Origin of the sequence: Sphingomonas leidyi (assembly GCF_011761945.1) — a bacterium.
In the GTDB taxonomy this organism is placed as follows: Bacteria; Pseudomonadota; Alphaproteobacteria; order Sphingomonadales; family Sphingomonadaceae; genus Sphingomonas; species Sphingomonas leidyi.
The window spans coordinates 553894-577894 of the sequence record NZ_JAASQV010000001.1; the positions used below are offsets into that span (position 1 = coordinate 553894).

The following is a 24001-nucleotide window of genomic DNA, read 5'->3' on the forward strand; positions in this document are numbered from 1 at the left end:
CCTTGTCGATCCTATCATCGCCGGATCGCGTCGGCGAACAAGTCTGGAAAGATCATGATGTTGGAAAACAAGTCAATTCTGGTTACTGGCGGAACCGGTTCCTTCGGCAATGCCTTTGTGCCGATGACTCTGGCCAAGTATAATCCGCGCAGGATCATCATCTATTCACGCGACGAGATGAAGCAATGGGACATGGCCAAGAAGTTCGCGGACGACGATCGCGTTCGCTTCTTCATTGGCGACGTGCGTGACCGCGAGAGGCTCTATCGGGCGCTCGACGGCGTCGATTATGTCGTCCACGCGGCTGCGACCAAGATCGTGCCGACTGCCGAGTACAACCCCTTCGAGTGCGTAAAGACCAACGTTATCGGGGCCATGAACCTGATCGATGCCTGCATCGACAAGAAGGTGAAGCGGGTGGTCGCCCTGTCGACGGACAAGGCAAGCAGCCCGATCAATCTGTACGGCGCAACCAAGCTGGCCTCGGACAAGCTGTTCGTTTCGGGCAACTCCTATGCTGGCGGACAGGATACCCGCTTCTCGGTGGTCCGTTATGGTAACGTGATGGGTTCGCGAGGATCGGTCATCCCCTTCTTCCTGTCGATACAAGAGAAGGGGGTGCTGCCGATCACCGATCCGCGAATGACCCGCTTCATGATCTCGCTCGAGCAGGGCGTGGAACTGGTCTGGCACGCCTTCGAGGACATGCAGGGCGGTGAAATCTACGTGAAGAAGATTCCTTCGATGAAGGTCACCGATGTCGCCAGCGTGATCGGCCCCGATGCGCGGCAGGAAGTCATCGGGATTCGCCCAGGCGAGAAGCTGCACGAGCAGATGATCAGCGCCGAGGATGCGCTCTACACCTACGAATATCCCGAGCATTTCAAGATTTTGCCTGCGATCCACAACTGGAGTGCGGATCCCTATCGGATCAAGGACGGTAGGAAGGTCGCCGAGGATTTCGTCTATTCGAGCGACAATAATCCTGAATGGATGGCGACTGAGGAACTCAAGGCTTGGATCGAGCGCAACCGCGAGAAGATCGGGGCGATCTAATGGATTTCATTCCCTACGGCCGGCAGCACATCACTGACGAGGATATTGCCGCAGTCACGGCCGTGCTGAAATCCGACTTTCTGACTCAAGGGCCGTGCGTCCCAGCCTTCGAGCAAGCGCTCGCCGCATATTGCGGCGCGGCGCGCGCGGTGGCGGTGAACAGTGCGACCTCGGCGCTTCACATCGCCTGCCTTGCGCTGGGGCTGGGCGAGGGTGACTGGCTGTGGACCACGCCGATCACCTTCGTCGCCTCGTCCAACTGCGCGCTCTATTGCGGGGCGCGGGTGGACTTCGTCGATATCGACCCGACGACGTGCAACATCAGCGTCGAGGCGCTTGCCGCGAAGCTGGAACGGGCCGAGCGCCAGGGCAGGCTTCCAAAGATCGTGGTGCCGGTGCACCTCAGCGGCCAGTCTTGCGACATGGCGGCGATCCGGGCGCTTGCCGACCGCTATGGCTTCAAGCTGATAGAGGACGCCTCGCATGCGGTCGGCGGCCGCTATCGGGGCAAGCCGGTCGGCAGCTGCGAATTCAGCGACATCACCATCTTCAGCTTCCATCCCGTCAAGATCGTCACGACTGCCGAAGGCGGCGCGGCGCTGACCAACGATCCCGTCCTGGCGCGCCGGATGGAATTGCTGCGCAGCCACGGCATCACTCGCGAAGCAGCGGAGATGACGCACGCGTCCGATGGTCCCTGGTACTATCAGCAGATCGATCTGGGCTTCAATTATCGCCTGACCGAGCTCCAGGCCGCGTTGGGGCTGAGTCAGCTCGCGCGCATCGACGAGTATGTCGCGGGCCGCCACCGCATCGCCGCGCGCTACGATGCGCTGCTCGCGGAATTTCCGGTCATCGTGCCGCACAATATCCCCGAATCCTATTCGGGGCTGCACCTCTATGTCGTGCAGATCGACACCGATCGCACCAACCGCGACCATCGTACCGTGTTCGAGGCGCTCCGTAACGACGGGATCGGGGTGAACCTCCACTATATCCCGGTGCATCTGCAGCCCTATTACCGGGCATTTGGTTTCCAGCCCGGCGATTTCCCCGCGGCCGAGCGCTATTACTCGCGTGCCATCAGTATTCCGATGTACCCGCAGCTCGACGACGAGGCGGTCGAGCGGGTCGTGGCGAGCCTGGGTAGAGCGCTGCGCGGATGAAACTCGCGTTGGGAACCGTCCAGTTCGGGCTCGACTACGGGATCACGGGCAACGGGCAGGTTTCTCCGGCGGAAGTGCGCCGGATTCTCGCACAGGCGCGCGCTAGCGGGATCCACGCGCTCGATACCGCCATCGCCTATGGCACCAGTGAAGCTGTGCTCGGCGATGCGGGCGTCGACGGATGGAGCATCATCACCAAGCTGCCGCCCGGGTTGGCGGGGAGCGAGAATCCGGACGCATGGGTCGCGCGCGAGCTCGAGGGCGCTCTGGCGCGCCTCCGCGTGGAGCACGTCGCGGGACTGCTGCTCCATCGCCCGGAGCAGCTGCTCGATGCCAACGGCCCGGCGCTCGCTGCGGCGATGCGCAAGGTCAAAGCAAGCGGGCGGGTCGGGCGGATCGGCATTTCCATCTATTCGCCGGAGGAACTCGATCGAATCTGGCCGGTGCTGCGCCCCGATATCGTGCAATGTCCGTACAGCCTGCTCGATCGGCGTATCGAGACGAGCGGCTGGCTGGCGCGCCTTGCCGGCGCCGGCATCGAAGTGCATGCGCGTTCGCTGTTCCTGCAGGGCCTGCTGCTCGCCGACGCTGAGGCGTTGCCGCCATATTTCGCCAAGTGGAAGCCGCTCTTCACGCGGCTCGGGCAATGGACGGCGCAGCAGCGCACGAGCCAGCTTGCTGCCTGCCTGCGGTTCGTGCTGGGCAACCCGGCGATCGCGTGCGGCGTGGTCGGAGTGGAGACGGCTTCGCAGCTCCACGAGATCGTCGATGCGGCCGAGGGCGAATTGCCGCCCCTTCCGGCCGACCTTGCAACAGACGATCCGGATCTTCTCCTTCCAGGGCGGTGGGCGTGAGCATGTCGAGCGTGGCGGAACCGCTCCGGCTCGGCATAGTTGGCATGAGCAAGGGCAATGGTCACCCCTTTTCCTGGGCGGCGATCATCAATGGTTACAATGCCGCTGCGATGGCGAGCTGTCCCTTCTCGGCTATTCCCGAATATCTGGGCGAGCGCGCCTATCCGGAAGATTTCATCCAGGGCGCGCGCGTGACGCATGTCTGGACCCAGAATCCGGTGCTTTCGCGCCATGTCGCCGAAGCCAGCCTGATCGAGACCGTCGTCGAGCGCCCGGAGGATATGATGGGCGCAGTCGATGCCGTGCTTCTCGCGCGCGACGATGCGGAGAATCATCGCCGGTTCGCCGAGCCGTTCCTGCGCGCGGGCATCCCGATCTATGTCGACAAGCCGCTGGCTCTGTCGCGCGGCGAAGCGGAGGCGCTGTTCGCCATGGCGGCAAGCGAGCGGCATCTCTTCTCTTGCACGGCGCTGCGCTATGCGGCCGAACTGGTGCCGGGCGCCGAGCAACTCGCACGCATCGGTCGGGTGCGGATGGTCGACGCCTGGGTTCCGAAGTATTGGGACACCTACGCGGTGCATGCGATCGAACCCGTACTGCAGATATTCCCCGATCTTTCAAAGGTTCGGAGCCATAACCTCGCAATAGTTGGCGGGACCCACCAGCTGAATGTCGTCGCCGAGAACGGGATGGTCGGCAGGTTCACCAGCACCGGCGATGCCATGTCGCCGATCGGTTACAGGATTCTGGGCGATTCCGGGTATCTGGACCTCGTCTTTCGCGATTCCTTCTCCGCCTTCAAGGCCGCCTTGATCCGCTTCCTTGCGGTGGTAAGAGGGCAGGCGACGAATATCGATCGCCGGGAAACGTTAGATGTGGTCGAATTCATTCAGTTGGGAAGGCGATCGTAGACAATGAGCAAGAACTCCTACAGTTTCGAGAGGTCGCAGCAGCTCATTTCGCGATTGCATGAACTTGTTCCCGGCGGTGGCCATACTTATAGCAAAGGTCTGGATCAGTTTCCTTATAACTCGCCGCAGCTGATAAAATCGGCGAAGGGAGCTTATTGTCTCGATGTCGATGGTAATCGGTTTCTGGATTGGGCGATGGGCAACCGCGTCTTCATTCTTGGCCATGGCGACGAGGATGTGAATGACGCGGTGAAGGCCGCGATCGACCAAGGGGTGAACTACACGCGTCCCGGACTGCTGGAGCTGGAGGTCGCCGAATATCTGCTCGGTCTCCACCCCTGGGCAGGGATGGTGAAGTTCGGTAAGAATGGTTCCGATGTCACGACCGCGGCAATCAAGCTCGCCCGCGCCGCGACGGGTCGCAAGCTGGTTGCGGTTTGCGGGGATCATCCGTTCTTTTCGACGCACGACTGGTTCATCGGGGCGACTCAGATGGACGCGGGTGTCCCGGCCGAGGAAAGCGGGTGGACGGTCAAGTTCCGCTACAACGACATCGCTTCGGTGGAGGAGCTGTTCGCGCGCTATCCGGGGCAGATCGCTGCGCTGATCCTTGAGCCGGTCAAGAACGACGAGCCGGTCGACGATTTTCTCCAGCGGCTGCGCGATATCACCAAGCGCGAGGGCACGGTGCTCGTGTTCGACGAGATGATCGCGGCGATGCGTTTCCATCCGCTCGGCGCGCATCACCTCTACGGGGTGCAGCCTGATCTCGCGACTTATGGCAAGGCAGTCTCCAACGGTTTCAGCTTCTCGTTCCTGATCGGCGACAAGGAATTGATGAAGCTGGGCGGGCTGCAACACGACAAGCCACGAGTCTTCCTGCTTTCGCAGACCCATGCCTCGGAAACCGTGGGCCTGGCGGCTTGCATGGCGACGATGCGGAAATGCATCGCGGAGGATGTATCGGCGTATGTCTGGCGTCTCGGCAGGCAGATGAAGGAGGGCTTCCAAGCACTCGCAGGCTCGGTCGGCGTCGCGGACCATGTGCGGATCATCGGTTTCGACTGCAATCCCCAGATCCTTTGCACCAGGGCGGACGGTACCTATTGGCCGGAGCTGCACACCAGCTTCCATGAAGAGGTCGTCGCCGCGGGCGTACTGATCCCCTGGATCTCGATCACTTCAGCGCACGGGCACACCGAGCTGGAACGGACCTTCGACGCGCTGCGTGCCGGCATGGAGAAGGTGAATCGCGTCCTCAATAGCGACATGGACGTCGTCTCGACCTATCAGGGCGAGGCGGTGAAGCCGGTTTTTCGCAAGTACAACTGATTCCTGGACTTGTCGGAGATTGCGATGAGGTGCTTCGTTCAGGCGCGCATGGGCTCGACTCGCTTGCCTGGCAAGGTGTTGATGGAAGCTGCGGGCAAGCCGCTGCTTACTCATTTGTTCGGGCGGCTGCGGCGCGCGGAGCTGCTCGACGGGTTCTGTGTCATCACCAGCACACTGGCGCAGGACGATCCGATCGCAGAATGGGCCGATGCCAATGGGATCGACAGCTATCGCGGAAGCGAGGACGACGTGCTCGACCGCTATTATCAGGCCGCGAAGCAGTTCGGCGTAGACCATGTCGTGCGGGTCACCGCCGACTGCCCGATCATCGATCCGGCGATCGTGGACGAGGCGGTCCGGCTCGCGCGCCAGGAAGCGGGCAGCTTTGATCTGTTGACCAACCGCTATCCGATTACCTTCCCCGACGGGATGGACGTCGATGTGATACCCTTCGCATCGCTGGAACAGGCTTGGCGCGAGGCCGGGACGCGCTTTCAGCGGGAGCATGTGATCCCCTTCTTCTGGGAGGAAGGACGGCGCGTGCGCAATTTCGAATCCGCGACCAACTATTTCCACACGCATCGCTGGACGCTCGACTATCCGGAGGATTATCAGCTCCTCAAGGCGATGATCGAAATGTTTCCCGGCCGGGAAGACAGCTTCACGCTGCAGGACGCGCTTGACCTGATCGCAGCGGATCCCGGGCTTGCGGCGATCAACGCGATGCATCTGCCCGGCTGAGCGAGGACGGAAGCGTCGCCATGGGCGAAGATGATGCGATGACCGCGACGGTGCGCCCTATGCGCGAGAGGGACCTTGCGTCCGTGCTTCTGTGGCGCAATGCGCTCGAGGTTCGGCGCTACATGTACAACCAGGACGAGATCGGCCTCGATCAGCATCGTCACTGGTTCGCGGGCGTCGAGGCGGATTCGAAGCGCCATGCACTGATCGCGGAGACAGCCGATGGACCGATCGGTTTCGTCAACATTGCCGAGCTTCACCAGGGAGTGGCCAGCTGGGGCTTCTATGCCGTGCCGGGTTCGCCGCGGGGCGCGGGAGTCGCGCTGGGCGCCGCCGCGCTGCACCATGCCTTTGACATACTGAGGCTGCACAAGCTTTGCGGCGAAGCTCTTGCCGACAATCTGCGCTCGGTGCGCTTCCACGAGCGCTTGGGGTTTCACGATGAAGGAACCTTGCGCTCGCACCGCCTGGTTGCCGGTGTCTATAGAGACGTTCGCTGCTTCGGCCTTCTCGCCGAAGAGTGGCGTGCCGCAAGCCGGTGAGGTGTTCGTGGTGCCGAGGGTCCTGATCCGCGTCGATGCATCGATCTTGATCGGAACGGGGCATGTCATGCGTTGCCTCACGCTCGCCAGGGCTTTGGCGGAGGAGGGGGCGGAGGTTTGTTTCGTCTCGCGGGACCATCCGGGCAATCTCAACGCGTATATCGAGGCGAGCGGGTTCCCGGTTCTGGAAATTAGCGGCGACGGGGTGGGGGGAGGCGCCTTCCCCGGCGATTCTCCGCACGCCCATTGGCTTGGCGGAAGCTGGGAAGCAGATGCCCGGCAGACTGCGCGCCATGCTGCAGCCCGCCGCGCGGACCTGCTGATCGTCGATCACTATGCGCTCGATGCGCGCTGGGAAGCCGAAGTCGGCGTGCTTCCGGAGCGGATCGTGGTGATCGACGACCTGGCCGACCGGCCTCATGGTTGCGCGCTGCTCGTCGATGCCAATCTGGGGCGCCGGGCTCGGGACTATGCCGGGCTGGTGCCGTCCGGAGCCATCGTGCTGGCAGGCGCGGAATATGCCCTCCTTCGCGCCGAATTCGCCGCCGCCCGCGAGAAGAGCCTCGCCCGTCGTCGCGATCCGGCGTTGCGCCGCATATTGGTTGCAATGGGAGGGGTGGACATGCCCAACGCGACGGGGCGCGTGCTCGACGCGTTCGATGCCTCCGTACTGCCTGATGCGTGCCAGATCACGATCGTCCTGGGCTCGCGGGCGCCCTGGCTCGATGAGGTGCGGTCCGCGGCAGTGAAGCAGCGCCGGCCGACCGAGGTGCTGATCGACGTTACCGACATGGCTGAGCTGATGGCGGACAGCGATCTGGCGGTCGGCGGCGCGGGCGTGACGGCGTGGGAACGCGGCTGCCTTGGGTTGCCAACGCTCATCGTAACGATCGCGGACAATCAGCTGGCCGGGGCCAAGGCATTGGCCGATACCGGCGCAGCTCGATGGGTAGGCGGCGTCGAGGATGTCGCGACGCGTCTGGCGGGCCTGATCGAGGAAGTTGCCGAGCCGCGGACGCTGGCGGCGATGAGCCAAGCGGCCAGCGCGATCACCGATGGCGAAGGCATCCGTCGCGTAGTCGCGCATATCGGGCGCCTGTGCCAGGCGGTTGATCGCCCGGCGACAGGCTAGTCTTCGCCTCAGTCCGCGAACAGATCCCAGCTCGTGGGCGTGCCGCGGGTCACCTTCACCTTGAGTTGCTTACCGACTATGGCGTCGAACTGCGAGGGGGGCAGCCCCATGCCGGGGCGGATGCGGCGCAGATCCTCATGCCTCACCGTCGCGCCTGCCTCTAGGTCGTTGATGAAATAGACGGAACGGCGGAAGATGCGGTTCGCCTCCTCCACCTTCTGCCGCTTGAACTCGCCGGTGCCGAGCCCCGAGAAGGCGTCCCGCGTATCGGCGCATAGCCGCGCGAGTTCGTCCGGCTCGAGCGAGAACTCGCTGTCGGGACCCTTGTCGTTGCGGTCGAGCGTGAAATGCTTCTCGATCGCGCAAGCGCCGAGTGCCGTCGCCGCCACCGCCGCAGTGGTGCCCATGGTGTGGTCCGACAGGCCCACATGCGTGCCGAAACGCTCCCGCAGCACGTTGATCTGCCGCAGATTGGCCTGGTCCATCGGCGCGGGATAGCTGCTGATGCAGTGGAGGAGAACCAGATCCTTCGCGCCGGCGCCATGGGCGGCGTCGACCGCGTCCTGAATCTCCTGCTCATTGGCCATGCCGGTCGACATGATCATCGGCTTGCCGGTCGAGGCGACATAGCGGATCAGCGGGAGGTCGGTGAGCTCGAAGGAAGCGATCTTGTAGGCCGGCGTTCCCAGCTTCTCGAGCAGGTCGACGGCTGTCTCATCGAACGGAGTGGAGAATACGGTGATGCCGAGTGCGCGGCCGTGATCGAACATAGCCTGGTGCCACTCATAGGGAGTCTGTGCCCAGTTGTAGAGATCGTACAGCTTGTAGCCGTCCCACAGACCGCCCTTGATCAGGAATTCGGGCCGATCGCTGTCGATCGTCATGGTATCGGCGGTGTACGTCTGGAGCTTGACCGCATCGGCGCCGGAACGCTTCGCGACCTCCATCGATTCCAGGGCGCGTTCGAGCTTGCCGTTGTGGTTCGCCGAGAGCTCCGCGATGATATAGGGGGGGTGGTTCGGCCCGATTTCGCGCCCGTCGATTGCAAAGCTCATTGATTCGATCCTTTTGGACTCCGCGTCGCGCTGGTGTCCCTGCGTATAAACCGCGGCTTAGTCCACACTTTTGTCGGGTCGGGCGGCGTGGTGCGCGGCATCGGGGACATTGCGGGGAACCGCGCGACCCCAGGGCAACGAAAGCGGAATTTGCGGCTCCCAATAATCGGCGCCTGCGCATATTGCGAGTCGCATGCGGAACGGGCGAAGCGGGTGGTGACCATAGACATGCTGGAGAAGACGGGTCGTCATGGCCGGCGCGTACGGCATAGCCAGATGCAATGCCTTGGGCGCGCCTCGCATGCTTGAACGAAGCATGGCGTTCATCAATGCGCAGGCGGCGCGGTTCGCGGTGGCGCGTAGCAACGTGCTCGCGCTCGCCTTCGCCTATGCCGGAAGCGCCGTGCTGCAAAAGGGAGTGGGATTCATTCTCTTCCTCTGGCTGGCGCACCAATTGCCGGTCAGCGACTATGCCCGTTTTGGCCTGCTCTACGCGCTGCAGAGCGGCGTATCGGCGCTGGCAATGGCGGGGATCGTTGAGACCGCGATCGGGAGGCTGAAAGTTGCCCGCGATCCCGAGCGGCAGCGACAGCTACTGGCCGGCGCGAACCTTGTCTTCCTTGGCACCGCGATGATGAGCCTGCTCCTGGCGATAGTCGGATTCTCATGGACGAACCTCTTCGACACCGGAGCACTGCTGGTTGCCGCGGCGAGCGGCGCACTGATCGGCTTCTACACGATACAGTCGCAGCTCTCGCGTATCGTCGAACGTCACCGAGCGGCATTGCTGGTGGGCCTGGTCGCGCCGCTGATAGGCCTGTCGGGCGGCTTGGCCGGATATCTCCTGTTCGGTAGCTCGGTCGGCTTCTTCATCGGTTCGGCAGCTGGGCTCGTATTGGCGCTCCCCTTGACCCTGCTGACGGCGATCGGTTTCTCCCGATCGATACGGGACGCCGATGTGCGCTACATGGCGATGCATCTCGCGCCATATCTGCTCGTCGCGCTGATCGATTGGTTCGCCGGATATGGCAACACCTATCTGGTGAAGATCTTCTTCTCCACCGATGTCGTCGCCCGTTTCGTGTTCGCCTATACGCTCTCCTCTATCATGCACCTGGTGGCGACTTCGCTTAATCAGGCCTGGAATCCGCGCGTCTTTCGCCTGATCCACGATGCGCCGCAACAGAAGGTCGAAGTGGAGAACCGTCGCTTCTATCTGTTGCAGGGCTTGATCCTCGGCGTCGCGGCGGGCGGCATCCTTGCCTTTCTTCCCCTGGCGCTGCGGATCGGGGGCGCAAGCTTCGCGCATTATCAGGGAATCGAGCGCGAGACGGCGATCCTGTTTGTGGCCTATGTCCTCAATATTCCCTGGTACCACGTCCAGAACTACTATTACGCGCACGCGAAGGGAGCGCTGCTGATGAAGATCAGCATCGGCACCAGCATTGCGGGCCTTCTGCTCTGGATCGGTGCGGCGCTCACGCTTGGCGAGTGGGGCCCCTATGTCGGCTTCATGCTGATGATGATTGCCAAGATGGGGGGCGGAGTCTTCTGGGCGCGGCGCGAGTGGAAGGTGCGTCTGCTGTGGCACGGGCCGGCAGCGGGGCTGGCTCTGCTCGTGCTGGGCGAGCTCGGCGGCCTTCTCCTCGCCTGACGCGAGGCGAACGTCCAAATGAGAGGGCGGCGCCAATGTGGCTGGACATAATATTGTCCCAACGATAGCAGCTGCCCGAACCAGGGGCCTTAGAGAACAGGGCCCTTAGAGAATACGCAGGCGGAAGTGCCCGGAAAATCGGATGCTCTAACTATGCTGGCACTGCAATGCTCATGACTCGCGGTTTGATCCGGCCTCGCGCGCGCAGCGTCGCAAACTCGTTGGTGCTGCAGCTCATCGGGTTGCTGTTCACTGGCTCGGCGCTGCCTGTCGCGATTTCCTATCTGTCGGGAAAAACCCCCGATATTGGCAGCGAGCAGGCGCTGGTCACCGTCGCCGCATCCTGCACCGCGGCCATCGTCGCGCTGTTGGCGATCCGCAAGGTTACGTCCTTTCCCGGTACGCGGCACTTTTCCTATATCATCCCGACATTCTCCGTGACTTTCGGGTCGGCGATCGGCGTGCTGCTCGTCCTCCGCGTCGACTATGCGAGCGTCATGCTGATGTCCGCGTTCCTATTCGGCACCTTGTTCATCTTCATGATGATGCATCTCGGCGCAAAGGCCGGCCAGTCCTTCTATGTCGTTCCCTTCGGCAAGGCGCTCAAGCTGGTCGAGAGCGAGGATGCAAGCTGGATCCTGCTGAAGGATCCGACCTTGCCCGAGAATGACGGCCATACGCCGATCGTGGCCGATCTGCGATACGACTTCGAGCCTGAATGGGAACGAATGCTGGCCGCGGCCGCGATTTCGGGACGAGCGGTCTATCACAGCAAGCAGGTGCGTGAATCCCTGACCGGAAAGGTCGAGATCGAGCATCTGTCAGAGAACAGCTTCGGGTCGCTGGTGCCCAACAGCGCGTATCGGCATACCAAGCGCATCGTCGATATCGTCGTATCGCTGGTCGCGATCCCCGTGCTCCTCGTGCCGATGTTGCTGCTCGGCGTCGTCATCAGGCTGGAATCGCCGGGGCCGATTCTCTTCAGGCAGCGCCGGATGGGCTATCGCGGCCAGGATTTCGAGGTACTGAAGTTTCGTACGATGCGCGCGCGGGCGCCTGCGACGTGCGTCGAGACGGCGATCCAGGACGCGATTACGCAATCGGATGATGATCGTATCACCAAGATCGGGCGCGTCCTGCGCCGTAGCCGTATCGACGAGCTTCCCCAGATCTGGAATGTCCTGATGGGGGATATGAGCATCATAGGTCCGCGCCCGGAGGCCATTCCGCTTTCGGAATGGTACGAGCGCGAGCTGCCCTTTTACAGCTATCGGCATATTGTTCGCCCGGGGATCACGGGTTGGGCTCAGGTCAGCCAGGGGCATGTTGCCGATTTGGATAGCGTCCACACCAAACTTTACTATGACTTCTACTACATCAAGAACTTCTCGGCGTGGCTCGACTTGTTGATCACGATCCGGACGGTTCACACGATCCTTTCCGGTTTCGGATCCAAGTGAAACCTGCTCTTCTTCCGTGGGGCTGAAAATGCATTCCACCGGTGAGGTGCTCCGCTATTGGAACACGCTACGCCATCTAAAGCCGATCCAGATCCTGGGCAGAGCGCGCTTTCGTTTCAAGCCGTCGATCGGTGAGATGGCACGGGCTCCGGCCCGACGCGTGTCCATGGGCGCGTGGCAGGCGCCGATCGAGCGGCCGATCTCGTTGCTCGGAGAGCGTCATTTCCTGCTGCTCGGCGTCGAGTATCGCCTTCCCGACAGTGGAGGGTGGGACGACGAAGCCGTCGACAAGCTCAGGCGCTACAATCTCCATTATTTCGATGACTTGGCCGCGCCGCCGGCGCGCAATGGGGCGGCCTGGCACGGCGCGTGGATAGCCCGCTGGATCGCCGAGAATCCACCACGTACGGGAACGGGTTGGGAACCCTATCCGACCTCGCTGCGGATCGTGAACTGGATCAAATGGGCGCTGGCAGGCAACGCCGTGCCGGAGTGTTTCGATCACAGCCTGGCGCTACAGGCGCGCTGGCTCTCGCGGCGCCTCGAATGGCACCTGCTCGGTAATCATCTGTTCGCCAACGCCAAGGCTCTGCTGCTGGCGGGGCTCTTCTTCATCGGTGATGAAGCAGACGAATGGCGTCGAACCGCGCTTCGAATTCTTGGGCGCGAGTTTCCGGAGCAGCTGCTTTCCGATGGCGGGCATTTCGAGCTCAGCCCCATGTATCATGCAATCTTCGTTGAAGACGTGCTCGACATGGTAAACGCCGCCGAGCACTGGAAAGGCGCCCTCACCGCCGAGGTCGTGAAGCCATGGCGGGAAGCGTTGCCTGCCATGCTGAACTTCCTCCGCGGGATGACGCATCCGGACGGTGAGATCGGCTTCTTCAACGATGCCGCCATCGGCATTGCGCCGAGCTATTCCATGATTGCCGCCTATGCGGCGCGGCTGGGCATCGCGGCACCGCCGCCATCCAGGGAGGGGGTGCAGTCATTCTCCGCGAGTGGCTACGCGCGTGTCTCGGCTGGCCCTGCCACTGCCTTGCTCGACTTGGCGCGCGTGGGGCCTGACTATCTGCCGGGACATGCGCACGCCGACACCTTGTCGTTCGAGCTCTCGCTGGGCGGCCGGCGTCTCATCGTCAACGGGGGCACCTCCGAATATGGTGCCGGCCCGGTGCGGCACTTCGAGCGCAGCACCGCAGCGCACAACACGGTTGCAGTCGACGGCGAGGATTCCTCGGAGGTGTGGAGCGGCTTCCGGGTTGCGCGGCGCGCCTATCCGGTCGACCTCCAGATCGCGTCGGGTCCGCTGCTCGAAGTCCGCTGTGCGCATGACGGCTATCGGCGCCTTCCAGGCAAGGTGATGCATTATCGTTGCTGGACCTTCACGCCAGCCGGGCTGACCGTCGAGGACCGTGTCTCGGGGAAGCATGGAAACGCGGTGGCGCGCTTCCTGCTCGTGCCGGATGCCGAAATAGCTGCAATCGGGTCGGACGGATTCGAAATCAGACTCGACGGTGAGCGCGTGGTCACGGTTCATGTCGCGCGCGGAAGGTCATCGATCGCCGAGGGTTGGTATTCGCCGCGCTTCGGCGAGCGTTTGCCCACGCGCTGCATCGAAATCATGCTTGATAGCGGAAGCTCGCGTGTCGAGTTCGAATGGCACTGATGCACATCTTATTCCTCTCCGACAATTTCCCGCCCGAGGTGAACGCGCCTGCGAGCCGTACCTTTGAGCATTGTCGTCAATGGGTCGAAGCGGGGCACAAGGTTACGGTGGTCACCTGCGCGCCAAACTTCCCTACCGGCAAGCTGATGAATGGATATCGCAACCGGTTGTGGCAACAGGAGGAGATTGCGGGAATTCGCGTGATCCGCGTCTGGAGCTACATCACCGCGAATGAGGGTTTCACGAAGCGCACCCTGGACTATCTCAGCTACATGGTGGCCGGCACGATAGGCGCCTTGTTCGTGCGGAAGCCCGATGTGATTGTCGGCACCTCGCCGCAGTTCTTCACCGCCGTCGCTGCCTGGATGGTGGCGTTCTGCAAGCGGCGCCCCTGGGTTTTCGAACTGCGGGATATCTGGCCCGAATCGATCAAGACCGTCGGCGCCGTCAAGGAGGGGATCGCCATTCGGCTGCTCGAGCGGCTCGAGGTGTTCCTCTATCGCGCCTCGGATCGGATCGTCGCGGTGACGCATTCCTTCCGCGACGCGCTCGCACGTCGCGGGATCGACCCTGCCAAGATCGCCGTGGTGACCAACGGCGTCGACCTCAGCAGTTTCGCGCCGCGGCCCAAGGATGGCGTCCTCGTTCCCGAACTGGGCCTAACCGGGAAGTTTGTTGCGGGCTATATCGGGACGCACGGCATGGCACATGCGCTTGAAACCCTGCTCGACGCGGCGGATCGCCTGGCGCGGGATCCGAGGGGGCGCGATATCGTCATCCTGATGCTCGGCGATGGAGCCCGCAAGGCAGCGCTCAAGGCCGAGGCGGTGTCGCGAGGCCTGGACAATCTGCTGTTCCTCGATCCGGTGCCGAAGGATCAGGTCAGTCGTTACTGGTCGCTGCTCGACGTCTCGATCATCCATCTGCGTACCTCGGAACTGTTCGAGACGGTGATACCGTCGAAGATGTTCGAGGCGCTTGCCATGGGGATACCTATCCTGCTCGGCGTGCGGGGTGAAGCTGCGGATATCCTGAACCGTTCCGGCGGCGGCGAGACTTTCACGCCCGAGAGCGGCGAGGAACTCGCTGCTCGGCTTGTCGCGTTGCGCGAGGATTCTGCGTTGCACCGCAAATATGCGGAGGCGGGCATCGCCGCGGCGCCACAATATGAGCGCAAGGCTCTGGCGGCGCGCCTGGCTGATATCCTCGCTGATGTCGCCTCCAGGAGGCGGGGCGAGCGCGGAGGCTAGCCCCGCACCATCCGAGCCAGGTCGGCGATCGGATCCTTCAACCCAGAGAGATCGAGCTCGGCGTCTCCGATCTCGAGCGCCGACAACTGCGCGAGCGCTCCCTCGTCGCGAGGCTCGTCGGCATCGATCGCGATCTTGGGATAGCTGATCAGCGGCTCGTAATAGGGTAGGTCGATCTTGATGCGCCGCGTCGTCCAGATCGCGATCGGCTTGCGGAGTAGTACCGCCGAGTAGAGCAGTGACGACGAGGTTCCGATGACCAGATTGGCTTCGACCAGCCTGGTGAAGCTGCGGTTCGTATCGATCTCGGCGCCGGAGGCTCGGCTTATTTCCGCGGTGAACTCCGCGGGCTCTCCGGGGTGGGGGCGATAGATGAGGTTGTCGAATCCCGCTTCGCGAACCAATGCGGCCAGCCGCGCCAATATTTCCGCACAGGCCCTGCGACTATCCCGATCGGAGAAATATTCGGGGTAGGGACTCGAAATGAAATAGGCTTGGCCCTTGCCTTGGCGCGTGCGGCGTGTGTGTGGAGTATCATGCAACTGGCGGAGCAGGCGGGTGACGTCGAGCGTACCCGATTCCACCACCGTTGCGCCCGAGGTGATCGCGCCGAAATTGGCCTCGAAATAATCTGCGATGCTGGCATCGTACAGTATCAGCGTATCGATCGATGCCCTGTAATATTGCTGCACGGCTTCGTTCGGATGCCATTGCCAGGAGAAATAATCAGCGATTAGAGTCCGGTAAACTTGGAGGGCACGCCTGAAGTCATTCTTACGCGAGCCGCTGCGTACCATTTGGAAGTGGAACTTCCAAAAGAATCGCGTGTAGTAGGCGACGCGTGGGAGCTTGGAGAAAAGCGTTGCTAACTTTCCAGGAATTCCCTTTTTCTTAATGCCTTCGGCAGGTGGTGGGGAGTCTCGCAACAGGAAGATGCCGTGCGGGATGAAATAGGTCGGGACGTTCCGGCTCTTGGCGAAGCGGAGCGCGGTACGGTCCTCGATATGGTGGAGCGACGTTACGAGCAGCGCATCGGGCCGGATTTGCTCGAAGAGGCGCTTGAAGTCGTAATCGAACTCGGAAAAGTCATGGACCCAGGAAGGTGCGTCATATTGCTTCCGGAAGGAACGGTATTCCTTGGCCGGCTCCCCGGTTTGCATGGAAGAAGTGTGAACGAAGACCAGGGATATGCCGGGTTCATTGGCCAGCTCGGCGACATAGGTAAACCCGGGAAGCCAGCAATCGAAGACCAGGATCGTCTTCGTAAGGGCCTTCTCATGCCCCGTCTCCGCTGAAAACACTATGTCCCCCTTGTCGCGCGGCGATGATGTTCCGGCATCTGTTTTGCGCCGGGCTGCCATGCGCCCGTAGCAGCGTTCCACTGCAACCCAAAGCCTTTGATGGTTTCGCCGTCGTATCGCGGTGCTCGGCCCGGACAACCGTCATATTTCCGAGCGATATCGGCCGGATATCGCTGGAAGGCCAAATGCGAGCAGGATATGCTGTGGGCGAGAGGAGCTTCAATGACCTGTGTGACGCGTAGCGGGTTGGCGTGGGGTGCGCTGGTTCTCGGGCTCCTCGTCGGCTCGGCCTGTAGTGACGGCGGCGGCGGCGCGCCCACGCCTAGTCCCACGCCTACGCCCGTGGTGAATACCAAGCCGCACTTCACATCGGCGAACGCGGTGAGCGTTCCGGAGAACAGCACCGCCGTCTTCTACACGGCAACGGGCGCAGATCCCGAGGGCGATCCGGTCAGCTTCCGGGTCACCGGCGGCGACGATGCCGCCTTCTTCCAGATCACGCCGTCGGGCCAGCTCTCGTTCAAGAATCCGGTCGATTTCGAAGTGCCTTCCGATAAGGACAAGGACAACAAGTACATCGTCGAACTGACGATCAATGACCCGGCGGGATTGGGCGAGGGGCTGATTCTCACGGTGACGGTGACGGATGTGACCACCGGTCCCTATCACGTTCGTCGCGTCGCTACTGGTCTGACGCAGCCGGTCTATGCGACGGGCGTGACGGACGGTAGCGGGCGGATGCTCGTGGTGCAGAAGACGGGACAGATTCGTGTCGTCGATCCCGCGTCTGGCGCGATCGCAGCCACGCCGTTTCTCGATGTTTCGAGCCAGGTTACGACGGACGGCCAGCGCGGCCTGCTTGGTCTTGCCCTGGCCCCCGACTTCGCGACGAGCGGCCTAGCCTATGTGTTCCTGACAAATATGTCCGGCGACATCGAGATTCGCCGCTACGCCACGCCTGCGGCCGATCGCTCCCGGCTCGATCCCAGCACTGCCATGCTGGTTCTGCGGATCCCGCATTCCGGCTCCAATCGCAACTATGGCGGCTGGATCGGCTTTAGTCCGAACGATGGCTATCTCTACATCGCCACCGGCGATGCCGACGACTGCGGAACCGGAGTCACGACGCTGAGCGTCGCGAGGCGCTGCAATGCCCAGGGGGGAAGCCCGTTGTTGGGCAAGGTGCTGCGCCTCGATCCGACAAAGGACGATTTCCCTGCCGATCCCGACCAGAATTATGGCCTGACGCCCACAAATCGGACTCTCGCGATCCTCAGCGGCTTCCGCAATCCCTATCGCGCGAGCTTTGATCGCGCCTACCCACGGAACTTCTGGGTAAGCGACATCGGCCAAAGCCTGCAGGAAGAAGTAAACTTCGTGCAGATCAAGAATACCTATGTAGGGAATACCTACCATCAGGATGAGCAGTTCGACTGGCCGTATCTTGAAGGTGACATTGTCCATGTGAACGATACTTCGTACATGCGCGGCGCCGGATACAATCGATTTACATGGAATCACGGCACCGGAGACTACAATGCTAATGCGATTGTTGGCGGCTATGTTTATCGAGGGCCAGCCGAATCGCTCCAGGGTATCTACATCGCTGGTGACTATTCGAGCGGGAGGGTCTTCGGGATCAAGAATGACGGCGTCAGTCCCGGGTTACGTCTGACTCAAGCGTTCAGGCCTGACATCGGCACCATCGACCACATCTCGAGCTTCGGGGAAGATCAGAAGGGGAATCTCTACATCGTCGACTATGATGGCGAATTGTTCGTCGTCGTGGCCGATTGAAGCGCGGAGTGCCGGATCGGGCCTAGGTCTGCAATAGCCAGCGCTCGCCGTCCTGCAGGCCCAGGGCGGTCAGGCGGTTCGACGCATAGGCGCCGGTATCGATGCCGATTCGATTGAGGCCCCAGTCGACGTCCCTGCTGATCGTGTGCCCATAGACTATGAGGCGCTCAAGGGGGGCGGTGTGTTCCAGGAAGTCGCTGCGGATCCAGCGCAGGTCCTTGGCCTTTTGCGACGCGAGTGGAACCCCGGGCCGGATGCCGGCATGGACGAAGGCATAGTCGCCGACGCAGATCATATCCTCGAAGGCGCTCAGGAAGGCGATATGCTCCGGCGGGACTGCCGCCTGGAGCGCATCCATGAGTTCGGGGTAGTCGAAGGCGTCATAGGCCTCGGGCGCGATCCCATAGCTGAGTATCGTTTCCTTGCCGCCGATCCGAGTAAAGAAGCGTAGCGCCTCGATGTCGCCCGCCACTGCCGACAGGAAGACTTCTTCATGGTTGCCCAGCAGAAAGCGGGCAGGGCGGCTCCTTGACAGTGCTAGCAGTCGCTCGACCACCTGGGCGGACTGTGGGCCGCGATCGATCAGGTCCCCGAGGAAAAAGATCTCCTCCCTGGCCTGTGAGCGTGCCTCGCGATCGGCGTCGATCTGGAGAAGCAGCGCGTCGAGCAGATCGAGGCGCCCATGGATATCGCCGACGGCATAGATGCGGTGTCCAGCTGGAATCGCGGCTGCGGGCGTCCTGGCGAGTGTTCTGCTGGATTTGAAGAGCTTGCGAAACATCGATTTGATGTGCGTAGGTTCGTTGGCGATTACAATCGCCAAGTTGCCGACGGTCGCTGAGATAGCGCGCGGCGAAAGAACATAAAAGAGTGGCGGCCGTTAAGCCGCCACTCCTAAACTCGGTAATCTCGATAGAGACTACGGGCTGTTGGGCTTGTCGTCGCTGTCGGCGAGGATAACCGCGCCGCCGATGATCGCCACGGTCGCGAGAACGCCGATCAGGACCGCCGGGGCCAGATCGCTCTTCTTCTTGCTGACGGTCGCGGTGCGAACACCCGACAGCGACAGCTTCGACGCGCTCGTCGGGGCAGCCAGGACAGGAGCGGTCGCCATCGACGCGATAGCGGCAGCCGTAAGAAGCTTAGTGAACACTCTATTTTCTCCCTCTTTCGAGCTCTGGTGCTCTCGTCAGGCAGACCTATGGCACAGGACCTGCTCAGTCGCAACACCTCTAAACTTTGGCCGCGACGAGATGCCTCCCGACGTGGCCCATTAGCAACACAGGCCCGGTTGCTCCAGGCTTCTTTTCACACTCAGGCGACCCGCTTCGAGTGGTTACGGGAGCGTCCTTAACGCAGTGCGTCAATATCGCCAAGGGGGTTAATGAAGTCTCTTCGGCGATTTGCGCTTCTTTTGTGATGGTTAGATAGGATATTTTGTGTCAATTTTGTTGCGTCGATGCCGGTAGCGCGCAGGTGCACCGCAAAAGAAGTATGGAATTTGTGCGGGTTCGCTGGCGAAGCGAGGCGATACGGCAAGGGGGTTTTGCGCCTGCACGATGAAGTCTTAGAAGGGGCACATGATGTCTCGTTTTCTTGACTGCGCTACCCGTGCCACCGGCCTTCTGCTGGCTGTTGCCTGCGCCTTTCCCGGCGCGTCTGGAGCTTTGGCTCGCGCCGACGACACTGCCTTGTTCGAGGCGGTCCGCGCCGCCGACCTACGGGTCGCGGCCATTGGCTGGAGGCTTGCGACGGCGAATGCTGCGCTCTGCGACCGGACGGAGGCGGGCATCGGCCTGCAGCTCCATACGCTCGATCAGTTCGATTCGGGCAGGCGCGAGGCGGCGCGCGCATATTTCGGCTTTGCGACCCCGGTTGCGGTGGAGGGCGTGCTCGTTGGCGGCCCGGCGGAGAGGGCGGGACTGCGGGCGGACGATTCGCTAGTGCGAATCGGCTCGGTCCGAATTGCGGAACTCCCCGGTAGGCCCGGCACAACCGATCGGCTTGTCGCGGCGCAATTGGGGATCGGCGCCTTGCCGCCCGAAGCGCGGATCGAAGTGGATGCAATTCGGGCCGGAACACCGATCCATCTCACGCTGCAGCCGATGCGCGTCTGCAAGTCGCGCTTCGAACTGGATCTCGACGGAGGCTTTGACGCGTCGGCGGATGGGGCGATGGTTCAGATCGGGTCCGGCTTCCTCGACGACTATCCGGACAGCCAGCTTGCCGCCGTGATAGCGCACGAGTTCGCGCACAACATTCTCCACCATCGTGACCGACTGGAGGCACGGGGCGTCGATTACGGGCTGCTCGCCGGCTTCGGCGCCAATGTGAAGTATTTCCGGCAAACCGAAGTGCAGGCCGATCTCCTCTCGGTCTATCTGCTGGCCAATGCCAACTATCCAGCCCGCGCCGGCGTGGCGTTCTGGGAGCGTTTCGGGCCGAGCAAGGCGGGCGGCATCCTGCGCAGCCGCTCGCATCCCGCCTGGCGCGACCGCGTGGCAACGCTCGAGGCGGAAGCCGCGAAGGTCGAGACGCTCTCGTCCCGGCCTCTGGTGCCGGCGGTGATCACCGAGCGCGGCCGGCCGCTCGATGGCGATTGGCAGTCGATCCTGATCCGTCACCGTTGATCGGGCTTGCCTCGTTCGGGCCTAATTGCGAAACGGCTTACCCACCGTTATGGGCGCCCGATTGACCCAAAGAGGCGTTTCTCGAATGACCATCAAGCCGTTGCGCAAGGCCGTGTTTCCCGTCGGCGGCCTGGGGACGCGTTTCCTGCCCGCCACCAAGGCGATGCCCAAGGAGATGCTGCCCGTGGTCGATCGCCCGCTGATCCAATATGCAGTCGACGAGGCGCTGGAAGCCGGCATCGAGCAGATGATCTTCGTCACCGGCCGCGGCAAGAGCGCGATCGAGGACCATTTCGATATCGCCTATGAGCTGGAGACGACGATGTCGGCGCGCGGCAAGTCGCTCGAGATTCTCGACGCGACCCGGCTGAAGCCCGGCGCCGTCGCCTATGTGCGCCAGCAGGAGCCGATGGGCCTGGGCCATGCCGTCTGGTGCGCGCGCGACATCGTGGGGGACGAGCCGTTCGCGGTGTTGCTGGCCGACGATTTCATGCTCGGCAATCCGGGCTGCCTGAAGCAGATGGTCGATGCATACAACCAGGTGGGCGGCAACCTGATCTGCGCCGAGATCGTGCCCGACGACCAGACACACCGCTACGGCATCATCACGCCGGGCGCGCAGAAGGGGGCGCTGACCGAAGTGAAGGGCCTGGTCGAGAAGCCGGCACCGGGCACGGCGCCGTCGAACCTTTCGGTGATCGGCCGCTACATCCTGCAGCCTGAAGTGATGCGGGTGCTCGAGAAGCAGGGCAAGGGCGCCGGCGGCGAGATCCAGCTGACCGACGCGATGGCCCAGATGATCGGTGGCCAACGCTTCCACGGCGTTACCTTCGACGGGACGCGCTATGATTGCGGCGACAAGGCCGGCTTCATCCAGGCGAACATCGCCGTGGCGCTGGAGCGGGACGACATCGCCCCGGCGATCCGCGAATTCATGGCCAGCCGCTGCCCCGGTTGAGCCGCGGCGCGCGCGGCACGGAAGACACGAAGCGCGATCCTTCAGAACATGGTGCCGTGGGGCCATGGTGCGAAGCCGCCGCCTGGCATCATGCCCGGACCACCTTGTCCGATACAATGCCGGCCTTGCCGCAGGCGTTGCGCGTGTCGATGATCAGCTTCGCGGCCCCGGCCAGGCCGGCATAGTCGACCGCGTCGTGATCGGTGGCGATCAGCACCGCGTCATAGCTCGCGATCTCCGCCTCGTCCCATGCCACCCCGTGGCGGAAGTTGAGCGTCGGATGCTCGCGGGTGTTGTCGATCTGGGCGACATGCGGATCGTGGAAATCGGCAGTGGCGCCCCGTGCCTCGATCATCTCCATCAGGCGGAGCGAGGGGCTCTCGCGGATATCCTCGACATTCTTCTTGTAGGCCACGCCCAATACCAGGATGCGCGCGCCGCGCAGGCCCCGGCCGAACCGCGCATCCATCGTGTCGGCAAGGACGCGGACGACGTGCTGCGGCATGTCGGCGTTGATCTGGCCGGCCAGCTCGATGAACTTGGTATGCTGGTTGTACTCGCGTGCCTTCCAGGTGAGGTAGAAGGGGTCGATCGGGATGCAGTGCCCGCCCAGGCCCGGGCCGGGATAGAAGGGCATGAAGCCGAACGGCTTGGATTTCGCCGCGTCGATCACTTCCCACACGTCGATGTCCATCGCGGTGAAGATGAGCTTGAGCTCGTTGACCAGCGCGATGTTGACGGCGCGGAACACATTCTCGGTGATCTTCACCGCTTCCGCCGTCGCGGCGGACGAGACCTGGATCGCCTGGGGGACGATGTGGCGATAGACCGAAAGCGCGAGGGTGGCGGAGACGCCGTCGTCGGCGCCGACCACCTTCGGGATCTTGGTGGTGGAATAGGTGGGATTGCCGGGGTCCTCGCGCTCGGGCGAATAGGCGAGGAAGAAATCCTTGCCGGCGACGAGGCCGGCTTCCTCCAGGATCGGCTGCATCACTTCGGCGGTGGTGCCGGGATAGGTGGTGGATTCGAGGATGACGAGCTGGCCGCGGCGCAGCGTCTTCGCGATCGCGCGGGTCGTGCTCTCGACATATTTCAGGTCGGGTTCGAGATGGCGGGTGAGCGGGGTGGGAACGCAGATCAGCACCACGTCCGCCTCGCCCAGCCGGGCGAGATCGGCGGTGGCCCTGAGCTTCTCGGTCTTCACCAGCGGCGCGATGCGCGCGGCGTCGATATGCTTGATATAGCTTTCGCCGGCTTCGAGCGCGTCGATCTTGGCCTGGTCGACGTCGAAGGCGAGGACGGGGCAACCGGCTTCACCGAATGCCACGGCGAGAGGCAGGCCGACATAGCCCATGCCGATCACGCCGATGATCGCCGTGCCGCCTTCGATCCGCGCCTGAAGCTTGAGCCCGTGCGCGGGCCATTCGATGCTCATCGGGAAACCCCATAACGGTGGAAGTACGCTTTCGCGCCTTCATGCCGGAACAGGGGTTTCAGTTTCGATAATGCGCCAGATACCAATCGATGAAGGCGGGCACGCCCGCGCTCGGGGGGGTAGCGGGCGCATAGCCGGTAAGCGCCTTGAGCAGGGCCGAGCTGGCCTCCGTCGCCGGCACGTCGCCCTGCTGCATCGGCATGAAGTTCTTGATGGCTTGCTTGCCCAGCGCGCGCTCGATCTCGCCGATATAGTCCATCAGCTGGGTCTGCCGGCCCGCGCCGATGTTGACGGTGCGGAAGGGCGCGACGGGGGACAGGCTGTCGCCCTCGACGGGCACGGTGCCGGGAACTGCCTCGGTGAGCTTGACGATCGATTCGGCCAGGTCGTCGACATAGGTGAAGTCGCGGACCATCTGGCCATTATTGTAGATGTCGATCGGTTCGCCGGCCAGGATGCCCCGGGTGAACTTGAACAATGCCATGTCCGGCCGCCCCCATGGGCCATAGACCGTGAAGAAGCGGAAGAAGGTCGTCGGGACCTTGTAGAGATGCGCGTAGCTGTGCCCCATCAGCTCGGTCGCGCCCTTGGTGGCGGCATAGAAGCTCAGGGGCGTGGCCGTCCGCTGCGTCTCGGTGAACGGCATGTCGGTGTTCGCGCCATAGACCGAGCTGGTGGAAGCGGCGAGCAGGTGCTTCGTGGCATGGCGGCGCGCCAGCTCGAGCACGTTGAACGTGCCGATCAGGTTGGCGGCGACATAGCTTTCGGGCGCGTCGATCGAGTAGCGCACGCCGGCCTGCGCGGCGAGGTGGATCACCACGTCCGGCTGGAACTCGGCCCAGGCGGCGCCGAATGCTTCCATGTCGTCGATCGAGACCCGGGCGACCTTGAAGTTGGGATGGTTCGACAGAATGTCGTTGCGCGCTTCCTTGAGCGCTGGGTCGTAATAGTCGCTGAAATTGTCGACGCCGAGCACGGTCGCACCGCGCTGGAGCAGCTTGCTGGCCGTGTGGAAGCCGATGAAGCCGGCCGAGCCGGTGACGAGGACGCGGGTCATG

General features: G+C 62.8%; 21 protein-coding genes. 15 read left to right on the forward strand and 6 right to left on the reverse strand.

Annotated features, from left to right (window positions below; all coding sequences use genetic code 11):
- Window positions 1–54 precede the first annotated feature (54 nt).
- From pseB to pseG, 8 genes are read left to right on the forward strand one after another with little or no spacing between them, the layout of a single operon-like run.
- Complete coding sequence (gene pseB / locus FHR20_RS02815; RefSeq protein ID WP_243857105.1) at window positions 55–1056, forward strand: UDP-N-acetylglucosamine 4,6-dehydratase (inverting); 1002 nt, start codon at window positions 55–57, stop codon at window positions 1054–1056.
- Window positions 1056–2222 (forward strand): UDP-4-amino-4,6-dideoxy-N-acetyl-beta-L-altrosamine transaminase, encoded by a 1167-nt coding sequence (pseC, locus tag FHR20_RS02820; RefSeq protein ID WP_167298121.1) that lies wholly within the window; start codon window positions 1056–1058, stop codon window positions 2220–2222. Before pseB ends, pseC begins: the two co-directional genes overlap by 1 nt.
- Complete coding sequence (locus FHR20_RS02825; protein WP_167298122.1) at window positions 2219–3076, forward strand: aldo/keto reductase; 858 nt, start codon at window positions 2219–2221, stop codon at window positions 3074–3076. The genes pseC and FHR20_RS02825 overlap by 4 nt, the downstream gene beginning before the upstream one ends.
- Window positions 3077–3120: 44 nt before the next feature.
- A complete protein-coding gene (locus FHR20_RS02830) occupies window positions 3121–3987 on the forward strand; it encodes a Gfo/Idh/MocA family oxidoreductase (protein ID WP_167298123.1) in 867 nt (288 codons plus the stop codon).
- A 3-nt stretch (window positions 3988–3990) separates the two neighbouring features.
- A complete protein-coding gene (locus FHR20_RS02835; RefSeq protein WP_167298124.1) occupies window positions 3991–5319 on the forward strand; it encodes a glutamate-1-semialdehyde 2,1-aminomutase in 1329 nt (442 codons plus the stop codon).
- A 24-nt stretch (window positions 5320–5343) separates the two neighbouring features.
- The gene (locus tag FHR20_RS02840; protein ID WP_167298125.1) at window positions 5344–6060 is read left to right on the forward strand and encodes a cytidylyltransferase domain-containing protein; all 717 of its coding nucleotides are present in this window, start codon (window positions 5344–5346) and stop codon (window positions 6058–6060) included.
- A gap of 20 nt (window positions 6061–6080) precedes the next feature.
- On the forward strand, window positions 6081–6602 hold the full coding sequence (gene pseH / locus FHR20_RS02845) for a UDP-4-amino-4,6-dideoxy-N-acetyl-beta-L-altrosamine N-acetyltransferase (protein ID WP_208413375.1): 522 nt from the start codon (window positions 6081–6083) through the stop codon (window positions 6600–6602).
- Window positions 6502–7734 (forward strand): UDP-2,4-diacetamido-2,4,6-trideoxy-beta-L-altropyranose hydrolase, encoded by a 1233-nt coding sequence (gene pseG / locus FHR20_RS02850; protein WP_167299341.1) that lies wholly within the window; start codon window positions 6502–6504, stop codon window positions 7732–7734. Before pseH ends, pseG begins: the two co-directional genes overlap by 101 nt.
- Before the next feature lie 8 nt (window positions 7735–7742).
- Here pseG and pseI read toward each other — a convergent pair whose 3' ends face one another.
- Window positions 7743–8789: a pseudaminic acid synthase gene (gene pseI / locus FHR20_RS02855; RefSeq protein WP_167298126.1), complete on the reverse strand. Its 1047-nt coding sequence runs from the start codon at window positions 8787–8789 to the stop codon at window positions 7743–7745.
- A 316-nt stretch (window positions 8790–9105) separates the two neighbouring features.
- Between pseI and FHR20_RS02860 the strand changes: the two genes are divergently transcribed.
- From FHR20_RS02860 to FHR20_RS02875, 4 genes are all read left to right on the forward strand, one after another.
- Window positions 9106–10443: a lipopolysaccharide biosynthesis protein gene (locus FHR20_RS02860; protein WP_167298127.1), complete on the forward strand. Its 1338-nt coding sequence runs from the start codon at window positions 9106–9108 to the stop codon at window positions 10441–10443.
- Between the two features lie 167 nt (window positions 10444–10610).
- A complete protein-coding gene (locus tag FHR20_RS02865) occupies window positions 10611–11903 on the forward strand; it encodes a sugar transferase (RefSeq protein ID WP_167298128.1) in 1293 nt (430 codons plus the stop codon).
- Window positions 11904–11931: 28 nt separating this feature from the next.
- On the forward strand, window positions 11932–13572 hold the full coding sequence (locus tag FHR20_RS02870) for a heparinase II/III family protein (protein WP_167298129.1): 1641 nt from the start codon (window positions 11932–11934) through the stop codon (window positions 13570–13572).
- Window positions 13572–14822, forward strand: coding sequence for a glycosyltransferase family 4 protein (locus FHR20_RS02875; protein WP_167298130.1), 1251 nt, complete (start codon window positions 13572–13574; stop codon window positions 14820–14822). Before FHR20_RS02870 ends, FHR20_RS02875 begins: the two co-directional genes overlap by 1 nt.
- Here the strand turns inward: FHR20_RS02875 and FHR20_RS02880 are convergent.
- Window positions 14819–16204, reverse strand: coding sequence for a hypothetical protein (locus FHR20_RS02880; RefSeq protein ID WP_167298131.1), 1386 nt, complete (start codon window positions 16202–16204; stop codon window positions 14819–14821). The two genes, FHR20_RS02875 and FHR20_RS02880, sit on opposite strands and share 4 nt — an antisense overlap.
- A 141-nt stretch (window positions 16205–16345) precedes the next feature.
- On the opposite strand from FHR20_RS02880, the gene FHR20_RS02885 reads away from it, so the two are divergent.
- Window positions 16346–17920 carry a PQQ-dependent sugar dehydrogenase gene (locus FHR20_RS02885; protein WP_167298132.1) on the forward strand — a complete coding sequence of 525 codons (1575 nt, stop codon included), beginning with the start codon at window positions 16346–16348 and terminating at the stop codon, window positions 17918–17920.
- A gap of 22 nt (window positions 17921–17942) precedes the next feature.
- Here the strand turns inward: FHR20_RS02885 and FHR20_RS02890 are convergent, their stop codons facing one another.
- Together FHR20_RS02890 and FHR20_RS02895 are read right to left on the reverse strand one after the other, a co-directional pair.
- A complete protein-coding gene (locus FHR20_RS02890) occupies window positions 17943–18701 on the reverse strand; it encodes a metallophosphoesterase (RefSeq protein WP_167299342.1) in 759 nt (252 codons plus the stop codon).
- Window positions 18702–18839: 138 nt separating this feature from the next.
- A complete protein-coding gene (locus FHR20_RS02895; protein WP_167298133.1) occupies window positions 18840–19073 on the reverse strand; it encodes a hypothetical protein in 234 nt (77 codons plus the stop codon).
- Window positions 19074–19503: 430 nt separating this feature from the next.
- Here FHR20_RS02895 and FHR20_RS02900 point away from each other — a divergent pair, with 430 nt between their 5' ends.
- Together FHR20_RS02900 and galU are read left to right on the forward strand one after the other, a co-directional pair.
- Window positions 19504–20550, forward strand: a complete 1047-nt coding sequence (locus FHR20_RS02900) for a M48 family metallopeptidase (protein ID WP_167298134.1) — start codon at window positions 19504–19506, stop codon at window positions 20548–20550.
- Between the two features lie 85 nt (window positions 20551–20635).
- A complete protein-coding gene (galU, locus tag FHR20_RS02905) occupies window positions 20636–21508 on the forward strand; it encodes a UTP--glucose-1-phosphate uridylyltransferase GalU (RefSeq protein ID WP_167298135.1) in 873 nt (290 codons plus the stop codon).
- Between the two features lie 88 nt (window positions 21509–21596).
- Here galU and FHR20_RS02910 read toward each other — a convergent pair whose 3' ends face one another.
- Window positions 21597–22943 carry a nucleotide sugar dehydrogenase gene (locus FHR20_RS02910; protein ID WP_167298136.1) on the reverse strand — a complete coding sequence of 449 codons (1347 nt, stop codon included), beginning with the start codon at window positions 22941–22943 and terminating at the stop codon, window positions 21597–21599.
- Window positions 22944–23001: 58 nt separating this feature from the next.
- Window positions 23002–24000, reverse strand: a complete 999-nt coding sequence (locus FHR20_RS02915; protein WP_167298137.1) for an NAD-dependent epimerase/dehydratase family protein — start codon at window positions 23998–24000, stop codon at window positions 23002–23004.
- Window position 24001 lies beyond the last annotated feature (1 nt).

Coding starts and splice junctions, on each gene's coding strand:
- pseB (WP_243857105.1), top strand. CDS start 55: ATGATGTTGGAAAACAAGTCAATTCTGGTTACTGGCGGAACCGGTTCC.
- pseC (WP_167298121.1), top strand. CDS start 1,056: ATGGATTTCATTCCCTACGGCCGGCAGCACATCACTGACGAGGATATT.
- FHR20_RS02825 (WP_167298122.1), top strand. CDS start 2,219: ATGAAACTCGCGTTGGGAACCGTCCAGTTCGGGCTCGACTACGGGATC.
- FHR20_RS02830 (WP_167298123.1), top strand. CDS start 3,121: ATGAGCAAGGGCAATGGTCACCCCTTTTCCTGGGCGGCGATCATCAAT.
- FHR20_RS02835 (WP_167298124.1), top strand. CDS start 3,991: ATGAGCAAGAACTCCTACAGTTTCGAGAGGTCGCAGCAGCTCATTTCG.
- FHR20_RS02840 (WP_167298125.1), top strand. CDS start 5,344: ATGAGGTGCTTCGTTCAGGCGCGCATGGGCTCGACTCGCTTGCCTGGC.
- pseH (WP_208413375.1), top strand. CDS start 6,081: ATGGGCGAAGATGATGCGATGACCGCGACGGTGCGCCCTATGCGCGAG.
- pseG (WP_167299341.1), top strand. CDS start 6,502: ATGAAGGAACCTTGCGCTCGCACCGCCTGGTTGCCGGTGTCTATAGAG.
- pseI (WP_167298126.1), bottom strand. CDS start 8,789: ATGAGCTTTGCAATCGACGGGCGCGAAATCGGGCCGAACCACCCCCCC.
- FHR20_RS02860 (WP_167298127.1), top strand. CDS start 9,106: ATGGCGTTCATCAATGCGCAGGCGGCGCGGTTCGCGGTGGCGCGTAGC.
- FHR20_RS02865 (WP_167298128.1), top strand. CDS start 10,611: ATGCTCATGACTCGCGGTTTGATCCGGCCTCGCGCGCGCAGCGTCGCA.
- FHR20_RS02870 (WP_167298129.1), top strand. CDS start 11,932: ATGCATTCCACCGGTGAGGTGCTCCGCTATTGGAACACGCTACGCCAT.
- FHR20_RS02875 (WP_167298130.1), top strand. CDS start 13,572: ATGCACATCTTATTCCTCTCCGACAATTTCCCGCCCGAGGTGAACGCG.
- FHR20_RS02885 (WP_167298132.1), top strand. CDS start 16,346: ATGACCTGTGTGACGCGTAGCGGGTTGGCGTGGGGTGCGCTGGTTCTC.
- FHR20_RS02890 (WP_167299342.1), bottom strand. CDS start 18,701: ATGTTTCGCAAGCTCTTCAAATCCAGCAGAACACTCGCCAGGACGCCC.
- FHR20_RS02900 (WP_167298134.1), top strand. CDS start 19,504: ATGTCTCGTTTTCTTGACTGCGCTACCCGTGCCACCGGCCTTCTGCTG.
- galU (WP_167298135.1), top strand. CDS start 20,636: ATGACCATCAAGCCGTTGCGCAAGGCCGTGTTTCCCGTCGGCGGCCTG.
- FHR20_RS02910 (WP_167298136.1), bottom strand. CDS start 22,943: ATGAGCATCGAATGGCCCGCGCACGGGCTCAAGCTTCAGGCGCGGATC.
- FHR20_RS02915 (WP_167298137.1), bottom strand. CDS start 24,000: ATGACCCGCGTCCTCGTCACCGGCTCGGCCGGCTTCATCGGCTTCCAC.